Here is a 14,530-nt window from a genome sequence, read left to right on the forward strand (position 1 = left end):
ATCTCGCTGTGTCCTGCGTTAGCAGCCCGCGCTATTTCTTCTTCTGCGGCGGCAGATCGGTGCAGTGGCCCTCAAAGACCTCCGCTGCCATTCCGATGGACTCGCCGAGCGTCGGATGCGGATGAATGGTCTTGCCGATATCGGCCGGCTCACACCCCATTTCGATCGCAAGGCAGACCTCGCTGATCAGATCGCCCGCATGCGTGCCGACGATCCCGCCGCCGATGACGCGATGCGTCGCCGTGTCGAACAACAGCTTTGTGAAACCCTCGTCGCGGCCATTGGCGATGGCGCGGCCGGACGCCGCCCAGGGGAAGACCGATTTGCCAAACTTAATGCCCTCGGCCTTGCACTCGTCCTCGGTCTTGCCGGCCCAGGCGACTTCGGGATCGGTATAGGCGACCGACGGGATCTGTCGCGCGTCGAAATAGGATTTTTCGCCATGGGCGACTTCGGCAGCCACATGGCCTTCATGCACGGCCTTGTGCGCCAGCATCGGCTGGCCCACGATGTCGCCTATCGCAAAGATGTGCGCCACGTTGGTGCGCATTTGCTTGTCGACGTCGATGAAGCCGCGATCGGTCACCGCGACACCAGCCTTCTCGGCGCCGATCTTCTTGCCGTTCGGGCTTCGGCCGACGGCTACCAGAACGAGGTCATAGACCTGCGGCCCGGACGGCGCCTGCTCGCCCTCGAAGCTGACCTCGATTCCGGCCTCGGTCGCCTTCGCGCCGACGGTTTTGGTCTTCAGCATCGCCTTGTCGAAACGCTTCGCGTTCATCTTCTCCCAGACCTTGACCAGGTCACGGTCGGCGCCCTGCATCAGGCCGTCGAGCATTTCGACCACGTCGATGCGCGCGCCAAGCGCCGAATAGACCGTCGCCATCTCGAGCCCGATGATGCCGCCGCCGATCACCAGCATGCGCTTCGGGATCGACTTCAGCAGCAATGCGCCCGTCGAGTCGACGATGCGCGGATCCTCGGGCAGGAACGGCAGCTTCACCGCCTGGCTGCCAGCAGCGATGATCGCCTTGGCGAACTTGATCGTCTTCTTGCCGCCCGCAGTGACCACTTCAAGATGATGCGGATCGAGGAAGGCACCGACGCCGGTCACCACCTCGACCTTGCGGGCCTTGGCCATCCCGGCGAGACCACCGGTCAGCTTCTTGATCACGCCGTCCTTGAACCCGCGCAGCTTGTCGAGGTCGATCTGCGGCGCACCGAACGAGATTCCGTGGTCCGGGAGATGCTTGACCTCATCGACGACGGACGCCGTATGCAGCAACGCCTTGCTTGGAATGCAGCCGACATTGAGACAGACGCCGCCGAGCGTGTCGTAACGCTCAACCAGCACGGTCTTCATGCCGAGATCGGCGGCGCGGAAAGCGGCCGAATAGCCGCCGGGCCCGGCGCCGAGCACCAGCATCTCGCATTCGATATCCGCCTTGCCGGAATGAGATGCCGGGACAGGCGCAGCTGCGGACGACGTAGCGGCAGGCTTTGACGCCGGCGCAGGCGGCGGAGCGGCCGCGGCCCCCGCAGTCTCCAGCACGAGGATGATCGAGCCTTCACTGACCTTGTCGCCAACCCTGACTTTGACCTCCTTGACGATTCCGGCATGCGAGGACGGGATCTCCATCGACGCCTTGTCGGACTCGACCATGATGAGGCTGGTGTCGACCGCCACGGTCTCGCCGGGCTTCACCATGACCTCGATCACCGCGACGTCCTTGAAGTCGCCGATGTCAGGAACCTTCACTTCGATCTGCTGAGCCATGCTGCTCTCCCCCGAACTCAGAACAGCACCCGCCGCAAATCGGCGAGCACGCTGGCGAAGTAGACGTTGAAGCGGGCGGCGGCCGCGCCGTCGATGACCCGGTGATCCCAGGACAGCGACAACGGCAAGGTAAGGCGCGAGGCCCAAGTCTTGCCGTCAGGCGAATGCTGCTTCCAGTATCCCTTGCATACGCCCATGATCGCGACTTCCGGCGCGTTGATGATCGGCGTGAAGTAGATGCCGCCGATGCCGCCGAGCGACGAGATCGAGAAAGTGCCCCCTTGCATCTGGTCCGGCTTGATCTTGCCCTCGCGCGCAAGCTTGGCGAGCGCGTTCATCTCGTTGGCGATCTCCGGCAACGACTTCTTGTCGGCATCGCGGATGACAGGCACCATCAGTCCGTTCGGCGTGTCCGCTGCAAAGCCGATGTGCCAGTAATTCTTGTAGACCAGGGTGTCGCCGTCGAGGCTGGCGTTGAACTTCGGAAACTTTTTCAACGCCGCAACGGCCGCTTTCACCATGAACGGCAGCAGCGAGAGCTTGACGCCGCTCTTCTCCAGCTCCTTGTTCATCTTGACCCGGAACTGCTCGAGTTCGGTGATGTCGGCCTCGTCATGAGTTGTGACGTGCGGAATGACGACCCAGTTGCGATGCAGATTGGCTGCCGAGATCTTCTTGATGCGGCCGAGCTCCTTGCGCTCGACCGGCCCGAACTTCGCAAAATCGATCTTGGGCCAGGGCAGAAGATCGATGCTGCCGACACCGCCTCCGCTCGCCGCCGCAGCCTGCGGCTTGGCGGCGGGCGCACCACCCTTGGCAGAGGCCTCGACGTCCTCACGCACAATCCGGCCGTGATTGCCCGAGCCCTTGATCTTGCCGAGATCGACGTCCATCTCGCGCGCCAACTTGCGCACCGCCGGACCGGCATAGGCCAGCGCGAAGGCTTGTTCGTCGACCCCGGCGGCTTGCACCGCCAATGCCGCGGCTGTCGCCTGTGATGCGGGTGCCAGTGCGGGCGCGGCAGCGTTCGCCGCAGCGGATGCGTCACCGGTCGCGAGCACGAGGATAATCGCGCCCTCGCTGACCTTGTCACCCGTCTTCACCTTGATCTCGCGCACCGTACCCGAGAGCGGAGCCGGCACTTCCATCGTTGCCTTGTCCGATTCGAGCGCAATCAGCGGATCCTCCGCCTTGACGCTATCGCCGGGCTTCACGAAGATTTCGATGACCGGCACGTCCTTGAAGTCACCAATGTCGGGGACGCGTACCTCGGCCACACCGGCCGGCGCGCTGACCGGCGACGGCGGCGCACTGACGACCGGGCGCGTTTCGGCCTGCTCGGCGCCCGCGCCCTCGAATTGCACGATCGCCGCACCTTCGCTTACCTTGTCGCCAACCTTGACGACCACGGACTTCACCACGCCATCGCGCGGTGACGGCACTTCCATGGTCGCCTTGTCGGACTCGAGCGCGACCAGCGGGTCCTCGGCCTTTACCTTGTCGCCCGGCTTGACGAAGACCTCGATCACCGGGACGTCCTTGAAGTCGCCGATATCGGGAACCTTGATGTCGATCAGCCCACTCATTGCTCTGCCCTCGGCTCCCAGCCTCACACGGTCCACGGCGCAGCGCGCCCGGCATCGATTTGATATTTGGCGATGGCCTCGGCCACGACCGCGGGCTTGATCGCTCCCTCATCGGCGAGCGCCTTGAGGGCGGCGACCGCGACGTAGTGCCGGTCGACCTCGAAGAATTTGCGCAGCTTCACGCGATAGTCGCTACGGCCGAACCCGTCGGTGCCGAGCACGACGTAGCGGCGCCCCGCCGCCTGTACATATTCCCGGATCTGGTCGGGGTAGTTGCGCATATAGTCGGTGGACGCCACGACCGGCCCCGGATATCCCTTGAGCTGCGATTCAACCCAGCTCTCGCGACGTGGCTCGGTCGGATGCAGCAGGTTCCAGCGCTCCGCCGCCATGCCATCGCGACGCAGCTCGTTGAAGCTGGTTGCGCTCCAGACGTCCGCGGCCACGCCGAAGTCTGCCTTGAGCAGATGGGCGGCCGCGATCACCTCGCGCAGGATCGTGCCCGACCCGACTAGCTGGACGCGGAGGCCCTTCTTCGCGGTCTCGCCTCCGTTTTTCAGGAGATAGAGCCCCTTGAGAATCCCCTCCTCCGCCCCTTCGCCTGCATCGGCCAGCGCTGGATGCGGATAGTTCTCGTTCATCAGAGTGAGGTAGTAGTAGACGTCCTCCTGCGCCTCATACATGCGGCGCATGCCTTCGCGCACGATGGTCACGACTTCATAGGCGAAGGTCGGATCGTAGGAGATGCAGTTCGGGATCGTGGCCGCGAGCACGTGGCTGTGGCCGTCCTCGTGCTGCAAGCCTTCGCCGTTTAGCGTAGTTCGGCCGGCCGTGCCGCCGAGTAGGAAGCCGCGTGCGCGCATGTCGCCTGCAAGCCAGGCGAGATCGCCGACACGCTGCAGGCCAAACATCGAGTAGTAGATGTAGAACGGGATCATCGGCACGTTGTTCGTCGAGTAAGACGTTGCAGCGACAATCCAACTCGACATCGCACCGCCTTCGTTGATGCCCTCCTGGAATACCTGCCCGCTCTTGTCTTCGCGGTAGTACATCAGCTGGTCGGCATCCTGCGGCCTGTAGAGCTGGCCGACTGACGAATAGATGCCGAGTTGCCGGAACATGCCCTCCATGCCAAAGGTGCGAGATTCGTCCGGCACGATCGGCACGATGTGCTTGCCGATCACCTTGTCGCGCACAAGGGTGCCGAGCAACTGCACGAAGGCCATCGTCGTCGAGATCTCGCGGTCGCCGGTATTTTCGAGCAAGCGCTGGAACGTCGAGAGCGGTGGAATTTGCAAGGACGCGGATTTCCGCCGGCGTTGCGGCAGGTAGCCGCCGAGCTTTTCACGCTGCGCCCGGAAATACTTCATTTCCGGACTATCTTCCGGCAGCCGGAGGAAAGGCACCTTGGCAAGGTCCGCGTCGGCGACCGGCACCTGGAAGCGATCACGAAAGCCACGCAGCGCGTCCTGCGTCATCTTCTTCGCCTGATGGGCGATCATCTGGCCTTCGCCGGATTCGCCCATGCCGTACCCCTTGACGGTTTTCGGCAGAATGACCGTTGGCTGGCCCTTGTGGTTTACGGCGGCGGTGTAGGCGGCGAAGACCTTCTCGGGATCATGGCCGCCGCGCGCGAGCTGCCAGATCTCGTCGTCGCTCATATCAGATACCAGTTGCTTCGTTTCCTCGTACTTGCCGAAGAAGTGTTCGCGAATGTAGGCGCCGCTCTTGCTTTTGAAGTCCTGGTATTCGCCGTCGACGCATTCTTCCATGAGCCTGAGCAGCCGCCCGCTCTTATCCTTCTCCAGCAGGCGGTCCCACCCGGAGCCCCATAGCACCTTGATGACGTTCCAGCCCGCACCGCGGAATACGCTTTCGAGTTCCTGAACGATCTTGCCGTTGCCCCGAACGGGTCCGTCGAGCCGCTGCAGGTTGCAGTTGATGACGAAGATCAGATTGTCGAGGTTCTCGCGGCCGGCGAGTGAGATGGCGCCGAGCGATTCCGGCTCGTCGGTTTCGCCGTCGCCCATGAACGCCCAGACCTTCCGGTTGGACGTCTCGGCCAGCTTGCGGTTCTCGAGATATTTCAGGAACCGCGCCTGATAGATCGCCATCAGCGGCCCCAGGCCCATCGACACCGTCGGGAACTGCCAGAAATCCGGCATCAGCCAAGGATGCGGATAACTCGACAAACCCTTGCCGCTCGTCTCCTGCCGGAAGCTGAGAAGTTGCTCCTCGCTCAACCGCCCCTCGAGAAAGGCGCGCGCGTAGATACCGGGCGAACAATGTCCCTGAACGAAAATCAGATCGCCGCCATGGGCATCGGTCGGCGCGTGCCAGAAATGGCCGAAGCCGATGTCGTAGAGCGTCGCAGCGGACTGGAAGCTCGCGATGTGGCCGCCGAGCTCCGAACTTTCCTTGTTGGCGCGCAGAATAATCGCCAGCGCATTCCAGCGGATGATGGAGCGAAGCTTGTGCTCGATCGCGCGGTCGCCCGGCAGCGCAGGTTGCTGATCCGGCTGGATTGTATTGCAATAAGGCGTCGTCAGCGACTGTTCGATCTGAAGGCCGCTGTGTCGCGCCGCATCGAGCATCGCATTGACGACGAACTCGGCGCGTTCATTGCCGCGGTGCCCGCGGACCGCCGACAGGGCATCAAGCCATTCCCGGGTTTCCTGCGGGTCCTGATCGTGAGCGTCCGCGAGCGTCATTACTTTCTCCATTGCATGCCGAGCCGAAGTCGAGCGCCGACGTCCATTGCGGCCCGCGTTCATGCGGACGCGCACAATGCCGAACGGGCGATATCCCGGTCGCGTTAGGTCGTGAGTTGAATGTTGGCTGGCATCTGAACGTCCCCTCGCACGGTTTATTTTAGAGCTGTCGCTTCTTTTGACAGGTTATTAAGCAGCATTCATGCCAGCCCACGGAAAGTACGGTATTCTCAGCGATGTCGTTCAATTTGCTTGGTTTTACCGGATAGCTGACTGCTCCCGCGAGGGCATTCGGGCCGGATCCGTCTGAAGCTCCGGAAAACCGGCCAGAGCGACCGCCCGAAATATCGGACCGCCCCGACAGAAGGGTTCGCGATGCCGCCACCCGACCGGCCCGCTGAGACTGAAGCATCCGCGCAAGGGTGCGCCCGGTCACCCGAGTGAGCGCGATTACAAAGCGGCACGCGCATATCTTTGCCCCGTAAGCGCTTCCTGTTCAGCCGAAATGAAAACCGCGGCGGGGCAAGAGAGAAGCAACGCCGGTCAGGAATGAGCTAATGACAAGAGCCTAGGAGCGGCCTCAGCAAAGATGGTCCAGCAGGTCAATTCCGTGTGAGGCGGCCGGATCATTTTGAGTGAGCTGACAAGCGGGCCGATTTGCGCGCCGCGCAGCGAGAAGGCGCCGTAACGGGCATTCGGACCACTCATTGGCGCGACCAAACCGAGCTTGACGGTGCCTTCCTCGGTCCGCTCGAAGGCACCGGAGGAGATGGCCTGAAGCTCAATCAGAGCGGTTCCGATGCAAAATCCTCGTCGGCTCAACTCGATCGTCATTTGCCCGCTCCGTTGCTACAATGATGCTTCTGATCGCGTCGTAAGCAAATGCCGACTTTCTTCTTCTGCATCAATCCGAGCGAGACCTCGCCGATCGTCAGGATGCGCGGCTCGGACATCATAGCCCGCCGATCGTGACAATCTGCTGCTCGCGCCCTGGTGATCTACGTCCTTCAGACTCCGGCCTTGAAATTACATTTGTCTCCATCGGCGATCATATGTATAATTATCGAGCGCATCCAAGCCGTTTAGCGGCGTCAAGGGACGGGAGAGCGCCAGAAACCTCACGTCAAGCGACTGCGATGACTATCCCAACCTCGCGCAGCGAGAAGTAAGGCGTTTGATTCGAGCGAGAGACCGCTGCGCGCCCAACGCACGGCATGACACGCGACCTAAAGCAGAGGCGTCATGGTCCGAGTTATTCAGATTTCCGATACGCATCTCAGCCCGAGCAAGCAGCACTTCGAGGCAAACTGGAGGCCGCTTGCCCGTTGGATTGGGCAGCATAAGCCAGATCTCGTCATACATACCGGCGACGTGACGGTCGACGGGGCCGATCAAGAGACCGACGCGGCATATTGCGCGGCTCAACTGGCCTCGCTCGGCGTCCCTGTCGTGACAGTTCCGGGAAATCATGACGTTGGCGAGGTCGGCAATCCGCATCAGCCGGTAAATAGCGAGCGGCTCGATCGCTTTCGCCGCCACTTCGGTGACGACCGCTGGCTACGCGATGCGGACGGTTGGCGCCTGATCGGCCTCAATTCGATGATCTTCGGCGGCGGCTCCGAAGACGCGCGGCAGACCGAATGGCTCGAGGCCGCGATGGCCGATGCTGCGGGGCGTCGCCTTGCCTGGTTCACGCACCGGCCGCTGTTCATCGAGTCACCGGCCGAGGCCGACACCGGTTACTGGTCGGTCAAGCCGGAGCCGCGCCGCGCCCTTCTCGATCTGCTGCAACGCTACCGGGTGGAGATCGTGGCCAGCGGCCATCTTCATCGCTGGCACGAGATCCGGCTGAACGGCACGCACTACGTCTGGGGGCCGGCGGCCGGCTTTCTGGTCGGTCAGAAACTGGCGCCGCCGATGGGCGGCGCTGCACGGCTCGGGGCGGTGGTCTACGACATCGACGGCGAAAATATCGACGTGAGCATTCGTCCGGTGCCCGGCCTCACCGATTACTGGATCGACGACGTCGTGCACGAAGTCTATCCGCCGCGCGAAGCTGAGGCGTGATCTGCGATGGCCGGCCTCACATTGCGCGGCATCCATAAGGCTTTCGGCGACACATCCGTCCTCAACGACATCGACCTCGATATTGCGGACGGCGAGTTTCTGACGCTGGTTGGCCCCTCCGGATGTGGCAAGTCGACGCTCCTGCGCATCATCGCCGGCCTCGAATCTCAGGACCGCGGCTCGGTGTCGATCGGAGGGACTTCGGTGGACCATATGCGGCCTCACGAGCGCAGAATCGCCATGGTGTTCCAGAATTACGCGCTCTATCCCCACATGTCGGTGTTCGACAACATAGCACTGCCGCTCACCATGACGCGCCTCAACCTGTTCGAGCGCCTGCCCTTGATGCGTCATTTGTCGCCTCGCCGCAGGCGCGTCATGGGCGAGATCGCGCGTGAGGTGCGAGCCGTCGCCGAGCAGCTTCGCATCGAAGCTTTCTTTCACCGCCGCCCCGGACAGCTTTCGGGCGGCCAACGGCAGCGCGTCGCGCTCGGCCGCGCAATGGTGCGTCATCCGCAGGCTTTCCTGATGGACGAGCCCTTGTCGAACCTCGACGCCAAGCTGCGCGTGCACATGCGCGGCGAGCTGACCGAGCTGCACGCGCGTCTCGGCGTCACGATGATCTACGTGACACACGACCAGATCGAGGCGATGACGATGTCCGATCGCGTCGCCGTGATGGATCACGGCGACATACTCCAGCTCGGCACCCCCGCCGATGTCTATGAACGGCCAGCTACGATCGCGGTCGCGCAGTTCATTGGCAGTCCTGCGATTAATCTATTTCCGGCCCGCGTGGGGCCCAGCGGCCAGGTCGAGCTGCTCGGCCGGACGCTGCCGATCGATGTTCGCAACGCGCCGGCGCCGGAACTGACGGTCGGCGTGCGCCCGGAAGCGATGCGGATCGGAAGCGGACCGTGCGTCGTCACGTGCAGATTCCGGCGCCGCGAAAATCTCGGCTCGGAAAGCATCCTTCACTTCGACCTCGTGGCCTCTCCGGAGGTCGCGGTGCTTTGCCGGGTCGACAACGACATGCCGATACCCGAGGGCGAGGCCACGCTCGCCTTTGAGCCGCGGGATTGTCACGTATTCGACCACAGCGGCCGGCGCATCGAAGTGGAAAGCCGTACGGCGGCCAGCCGCGATGTGCGCCGCGCGAGCGAGGTCCGATGACCACGGTCGCGGCTCAAATCACTCCGCTCGACGCGGCGCCGCCGGCCAGCCGCCAGCGATGGGTCGAGCGGTTCGCGGGCCTCGGTTTTTCCGCTCCGGCCTTCATCCTGCTGGTCCTCACGAATCTGGCGCCGCTGGCTGCACTCGCCTTCCTGAGTTTCACCAACTACGAGTTGGGCGCGCTCGATTTCTCGTTCGTCGGCCTCAAGAACTTCAGCGCGGCGCTGCAGGATCCCGTGATTCGGCGCTCGGTGACTAACACGCTGCTCTACGTGGCGATTGTCGTGCCGGGTGGCGTCCTGATCTCGCTGCTCGTCGCAATCCTGATCCACCAGCGCAAGCGCACGCGCAGCCTCTATGAGGTTATTTACTTCCTTCCTGTCACCTCGACGCTCATCGCGATGGCCACGATGTGGCAGTTCCTGCTGCACCCGACCCTGGGGCTGATCAATCACACTCTCAAGGGGCTGGGTTTCGCCGAGACAGCTTTCCTGAGCGAGCCGCGCCTCGTCATCCCGACGCTCGCCGCGATCGGCATCTGGCAGCTCGTCGGCTTCAACATGGTGCTGTTCCTTGCCGGCCTCTCGGCGATTCCCCGCGATCTCTATGAGGCCGTCGATATTGACGGCGCAAGCCATCCCATCGACCGCTTCCTGAAGGTGACGTGGCCGATGCTCGGTCCGACGACGATGTTCGTGACCGTGACGACCTTCATCACCGCGTTCAAGATCTTCGACACGGTTGCGGTGATGACGCGTGGCGGCCCCGGAGGCGCATCCGAGGTGCTCCTGTATGCCATCTATCTGGAGGGATTTCAGTACTTTCACATGAGCTATGCGGCGACGCTCACACTCGTCTTCCTGGCGTTTACGCTGGTGTTCTCGGTGCTGCAAACCTTCATCCTTGATCGACGGGTGCATTATTGACGCGTACATCGGCCACGATCGCCCGTCCGCCTACACCGGTGGCGATCCGGATGCGGCGCCTCGTGTCGCTTGCGCTCGTCCACGCGGTGCTGATCGGCGGTGCCGTCTTCATGCTGCTGCCGTTCGTCTTCATGCTGACGAGCGCCATCAAGCCGCCGGGCGAGATCTTCGAGGCGACGTTCCGGCTCTGGCCGCGCCAGTTCTACGGATGGCAGAACTTCGAATCTGCCCTGAGCACCGCGCCACTCCTGCGCTTTCTGCTCAACGGTCTCATCGTCTGCGGCGGAATCCTCGTCGTCCAGCTGCTGGTCGCGATTCCCTGCGCCTATGCGCTCGCCAAGCTGAAATTTCCGGGACGGCCGATCTTGTTTTCGCTGGTCCTGCTCGGACTCTGCATTCCGGTCCAGGCGCCCTCGCTCCCGCTCTACATCGCGTTCGCCGAGCTCGGCATTCTCAATACTTACCTCTCGATGATGATGCCGTTCTTCCTGTCGGTGTTCGCGATTTTCCTGTTCCGCCAGTTCTTCAAGTCCTATCCGGACGAGATCATCCAGGCCGCTCGGCTGGACGGTGTCGGGGAGTTCGAGATCGTGTGGCGCATCGTCGTGCCGAGCGTCTGGCCGGCCATCGCGGCGTTTTCGATCTTCTCTGTCGTGGCGCACTGGAACGACCTGTATTGGCCGCTCATCGTCGTCTCCGACACCAAGCTCGCAACGCCACCGCTCGGCATGATGTACTTCGCCGATTCCGAGCTGGGCTCGAATTACGGGGCGCTCGCCGCGGCGCCACCATCATCACGGCGCCGCTGGTCATCGCCTTCCTAATTGCACGGCGGCATTTCATCGCCGGCATCACGATGACCGGAATCAAATGACTTCAACCACCGCCAGGGGAGACACCGCCATGCTGCATCGCCGAGACCTCCTGAAGAGTGCCGCGGCCGTCGGGACGACCGCGCTTTCAAGTCCGTTTCTGACGCGGTCGGCCTACGCGCAGGACGTTACGCTGGATGTGCTTTATGCCTTTCCCGCTTTCGCCAAGTTCCATGAGCCGATCGCACAGGAGTTCATGAAGCGGCAGTCGAGCATAAAGATCCAGTTCCGGGCACCGGCGGCGAGCTATGACGAAGGTCATCAGACCATGCTGCGGCAGGCCGTCACCAACCAGCTGCCGGACGTGTACTATTCCGGTTACCACCTGCTCGCCGAGCTCGTGCGCACGCTGGTGAAACGAAACCAGATCACCGAGGTCGCCTCGCTGCTGCAGAAGGAGGACGCCGCCTGGCGCAAGGCCAATTACTCCGACGGGATCCTGACCCTCGGGGCGGTCGACGGCAAGATCTACGGCCTCGCTTTCAACGCGTCGCTGCCGGTCATCTATTTCAACGCGCAGCTCGTGAAGGAGGCGGGCGGCAATCCGGACAAGATGCCCGACAACTGGACGGACATGATCGCCCTCGCCGTCAACATCAAGAGCAAGGGGTCCGATGTCGCCGGCATCGCCTATAACATCCATGACTGGCCCGACGACTGGCTGTTCCGTTCCCTGATCCTGCAAGGTGGTGGCCAGATGCTCGATGCGTCGGAAACCGCTGCCGGTTTCGGCAACGACGCCGGGCGCAACGCGCTCGCTCACTGTCGGAAGTTCGTAGCCGATGCCAAGATGCCGTTGATTGATTGGGACTCCTCGCGTCAGCAGTTCATCGCCGGGAAGATCGGCATTTTCGCCGACACGCCGGCCCGGTTGCGCCAGGTCACCGACCTGATCGGCGACAAGTTCACCTTGCGCACCTGCACCTTCCCGATCGACGACAAGCAAAAGGGTGGGCTGCCCACCGGCGGCAACGCGGCGATCATCACGGCGAAAGATCCGGCGAAGCAGCAGGCCGCCTGGGAGTTCCTGAAATTCGTGAGCGGACCGGAAGCGCAGAAGATCGTGGTTGAGACCACGGGCTACATGCCGACCAATTTGCGCGCCTCGGGGCCCGATTTCCTGGCTCCATTTTACGACAAGAACCCGAACTTCCGCACCGTCTCGCAGCAGATCGAGCGCGCGAAGCCATGGCAGGGCTATCCAGGCGGACAGTCCGTTAAGATCTGGCGCACGCAGCGCGAGATCATCCATGCCGTCATGCGCGGCGAGACGACCGCCGAGGCCGGGCTCGATCGCATGGTCAAGGAAAGCAACGCCTTGATGAAGAGTTCGTAAGCAACGGACAGCCGGCCACAGCAGGTGGCCAAGCGCTGGTAAAGGCCCTTCTCCCCGGAACAGGACTCCCGTGTTCATCATTGCCCAGCTGAGCGATTTCCATGTGCGTCCGCATGGCAAGAAAGCTTACGGCGACATCGATACCAACGCGATGTTTCACGACGCGATCGACGCCGTGCTGAACCTCGATCCGCAACCCGACTGCGTCGTGGTCAGCGGCGATCTGACGGATTGCGGGCTCGAGGAGGAATACGAGATTGTCGCGGCTGGGCTGGCCAGACTACCGATGCCGGTATTCGTCATTCCCGGCAACCACGATCGGCGCGAGCGGTTCATACAGTCGCTGCGACCACGCCACCGCTATCTTCCGTCCGGCGGCTTCATCAACTTTGTCGTGAACGATTTCCCGGTCCGGCTGATTTTCCTCGACAGCGTCGAGGCCGGACGGACCCACGGGACTTTCTGCGCGGCACGGCAGCAGTGGCTACGCGAAGTGCTCGCGGCTGGAGGCGGCAAGCCGACGGTCATTATCATTCATCATCCGCCGTTCCTCGTCGGAGCCGACGGGATGGACGAGCTGGGTATCAGCGAGGCTGCAGCGCTCAACGCAATCATCAAGGACCATCCGGATATCGAACGCGTGCTGTGCGGTCACTATCACCGCTCGATCACGGTGCGCTACGCGGGGACCGTGGGCTACGTGGCGCCAAGCACCGCGCACCAGGTCGCGCTCGACCTGCGGCCCGGCCGTGGTAACCGCTTCATCAAGGAGCCGCCGGGATTTGCCTTGCACCATTGGCGGCCGGACATGGGCGTCAGCAGCCATCTCGTTCCGATCGGAGACTATGGTCGCCCGTTCGACATCGCGCCCGATCAGGACGATCCGGGAATCGAGGAGCGCAAGAGCCTTCCGACGCTGTTAGGGCGCGCAGAGGCCGTTGTTGCCGAGGCTGCGGCCAGGCTGGTCGCGATGCAATCCACCCCGTTGCGCACAGAGCGCAAGGACGGGCTCGATATCGTCACCGAGGCGGATCTTGCCTCCGAGGCGATCGTCGTCGCGGGCTTGAAGGCGCTGACGCCCGATGCCGGCATCCTGGCCGAGGAGAGCGGCGCGAGCCAAGGGGACAATGCTGCGCGCTGGATCATCGATCCACTCGACGGCACGATCAACTACGCGCGGGGACTGCCGTGGTTTTCCGTGACGGTCGCCTACGAGGTCGGCGGTGAGACGAAACTTGGCCTGATCAACGCTCCCAAGATCGGACTGACTGCGCGCTATCTCGCGGGGGAAGGTGCAACGATCGATGGCGTGCCCGCCCGCGTCTCCACGACGCGTTCGCTGTCGGATGCGGTCGTCTCGGTGATTCTGACCTCGCATTTCTCGCTCGACGAAGTCCAGCGGACGACACGTGTCATCGAACTGCTCGGCAAAGTGGCGCGCGGCGTGCGTATCGTCGTCTCGGGCGCCTTCGAGACGACGATGGTGGCCTCGGGTCGCCTGGACGGCTTTGTCTCCTTGAAAGCCGACATCGTTTCGCACGCTGCCGCGTTGCCGATGGTGTGGGCCGGCGGCGGGAAGGCCACGACACTGACGGGGCGTCCGTGCCGCAACGACGATCTCGACCAGATCGCCTCCAACGGATTGATCCACGAGGAATTGCTGGCGCTGTTGCGCCAGGCGCTGGAGTGACCGGGCTTATCTCGGAAACAGCTTATCGCGGATGTAGCGCGAGGTCGGGGTCAGTCTGGCGCCGCGCGGCTTGCGCCAAACCGCTCGATCGATCTCCTTCTTGTCGCCGACCTTCAGGCGCCCCGACACCTTCTTGGCCAGGAAGATCGCATCACTCATCCGCCGGCCGGTTCGGCTCTTTCTCGCTTTCACTTCCTTCCATAGTTTCAACGGCCCGAGCTTCAGCTTGGGAAGCTCCTCCTTGATCTCACGACGAAGGCAGCTCCTGTCGCTCTCGCCTGCTCTCCTTCGGCCGCCGGGAAACATCCAGAGCCCGTCGCGCCTGCGGCGCACCATGAGAACGCGCCCTTTTTTTGCGACGACCAACTTCGACGATTTCGCCATTGGCACCA

At 62.9% G+C, this 14,530-nt stretch carries 10 protein-coding genes and 1 pseudogene; 6 read left to right on the forward strand and 5 right to left on the reverse strand.

What is annotated here, in order from left to right:
* Positions 1-31: 31 nt before the first annotated feature.
* The 4 genes from lpdA to ACFLEY_RS28190 form a co-directional block, all read right to left on the reverse strand.
* The gene (gene lpdA / locus ACFLEY_RS28175; protein WP_060911507.1) at positions 32-1,777 is read right to left on the reverse strand and encodes a dihydrolipoyl dehydrogenase; all 1,746 of its coding nucleotides are present in this window, start codon (positions 1,775-1,777) and stop codon (positions 32-34) included.
* A gap of 17 nt (positions 1,778-1,794) precedes the next feature.
* Complete coding sequence (locus ACFLEY_RS28180; RefSeq protein WP_060913041.1) at positions 1,795-3,363, reverse strand: dihydrolipoyllysine-residue acetyltransferase; 1,569 nt, start codon at positions 3,361-3,363, stop codon at positions 1,795-1,797.
* A 23-nt stretch (positions 3,364-3,386) separates the two neighbouring features.
* Complete coding sequence (aceE, locus tag ACFLEY_RS28185; RefSeq protein ID WP_171901251.1) at positions 3,387-6,074, reverse strand: pyruvate dehydrogenase (acetyl-transferring), homodimeric type; 2,688 nt, start codon at positions 6,072-6,074, stop codon at positions 3,387-3,389.
* A 543-nt stretch (positions 6,075-6,617) separates the two neighbouring features.
* Positions 6,618-6,908 (reverse strand): hypothetical protein, encoded by a 291-nt coding sequence (locus tag ACFLEY_RS28190; protein WP_060911505.1) that lies wholly within the window; start codon positions 6,906-6,908, stop codon positions 6,618-6,620.
* A gap of 408 nt (positions 6,909-7,316) precedes the next feature.
* Between ACFLEY_RS28190 and ACFLEY_RS28195 the strand changes: the two genes are divergently transcribed.
* From ACFLEY_RS28195 to ACFLEY_RS28220, 6 genes and pseudogenes are all read left to right on the forward strand, one after another.
* Positions 7,317-8,141: a metallophosphoesterase gene (locus tag ACFLEY_RS28195; protein ID WP_060911504.1), complete on the forward strand. Its 825-nt coding sequence runs from the start codon at positions 7,317-7,319 to the stop codon at positions 8,139-8,141.
* Between the two features lie 6 nt (positions 8,142-8,147).
* A complete protein-coding gene (locus ACFLEY_RS28200; RefSeq protein ID WP_060911503.1) occupies positions 8,148-9,314 on the forward strand; it encodes an ABC transporter ATP-binding protein in 1,167 nt (388 codons plus the stop codon).
* A complete protein-coding gene (locus tag ACFLEY_RS28205) occupies positions 9,311-10,240 on the forward strand; it encodes a carbohydrate ABC transporter permease (RefSeq protein WP_060911502.1) in 930 nt (309 codons plus the stop codon). The genes ACFLEY_RS28200 and ACFLEY_RS28205 overlap by 4 nt, the downstream gene beginning before the upstream one ends.
* A 50-nt stretch (positions 10,241-10,290) precedes the next feature.
* A pseudogene (locus tag ACFLEY_RS28210) lies at positions 10,291-11,114 on the forward strand (carbohydrate ABC transporter permease).
* A 29-nt stretch (positions 11,115-11,143) separates the two neighbouring features.
* Positions 11,144-12,448: an ABC transporter substrate-binding protein gene (locus ACFLEY_RS28215; protein ID WP_028170805.1), complete on the forward strand. Its 1,305-nt coding sequence runs from the start codon at positions 11,144-11,146 to the stop codon at positions 12,446-12,448.
* A 70-nt stretch (positions 12,449-12,518) separates the two neighbouring features.
* Complete coding sequence (locus ACFLEY_RS28220; protein WP_063824288.1) at positions 12,519-14,138, forward strand: inositol monophosphatase family protein; 1,620 nt, start codon at positions 12,519-12,521, stop codon at positions 14,136-14,138.
* Between the two features lie 6 nt (positions 14,139-14,144).
* Here ACFLEY_RS28220 and ACFLEY_RS28225 read toward each other — a convergent pair whose 3' ends face one another.
* Positions 14,145-14,522 carry an NUDIX hydrolase gene (locus tag ACFLEY_RS28225; RefSeq protein WP_028170804.1) on the reverse strand — a complete coding sequence of 126 codons (378 nt, stop codon included), beginning with the start codon at positions 14,520-14,522 and terminating at the stop codon, positions 14,145-14,147.
* Positions 14,523-14,530 lie beyond the last annotated feature (8 nt).

The sequence above is a fragment of the Bradyrhizobium sp. YCK136 genome (assembly GCF_044570075.1).
Lineage (GTDB): Bacteria > Pseudomonadota > Alphaproteobacteria > Rhizobiales > Xanthobacteraceae > Bradyrhizobium > Bradyrhizobium diazoefficiens.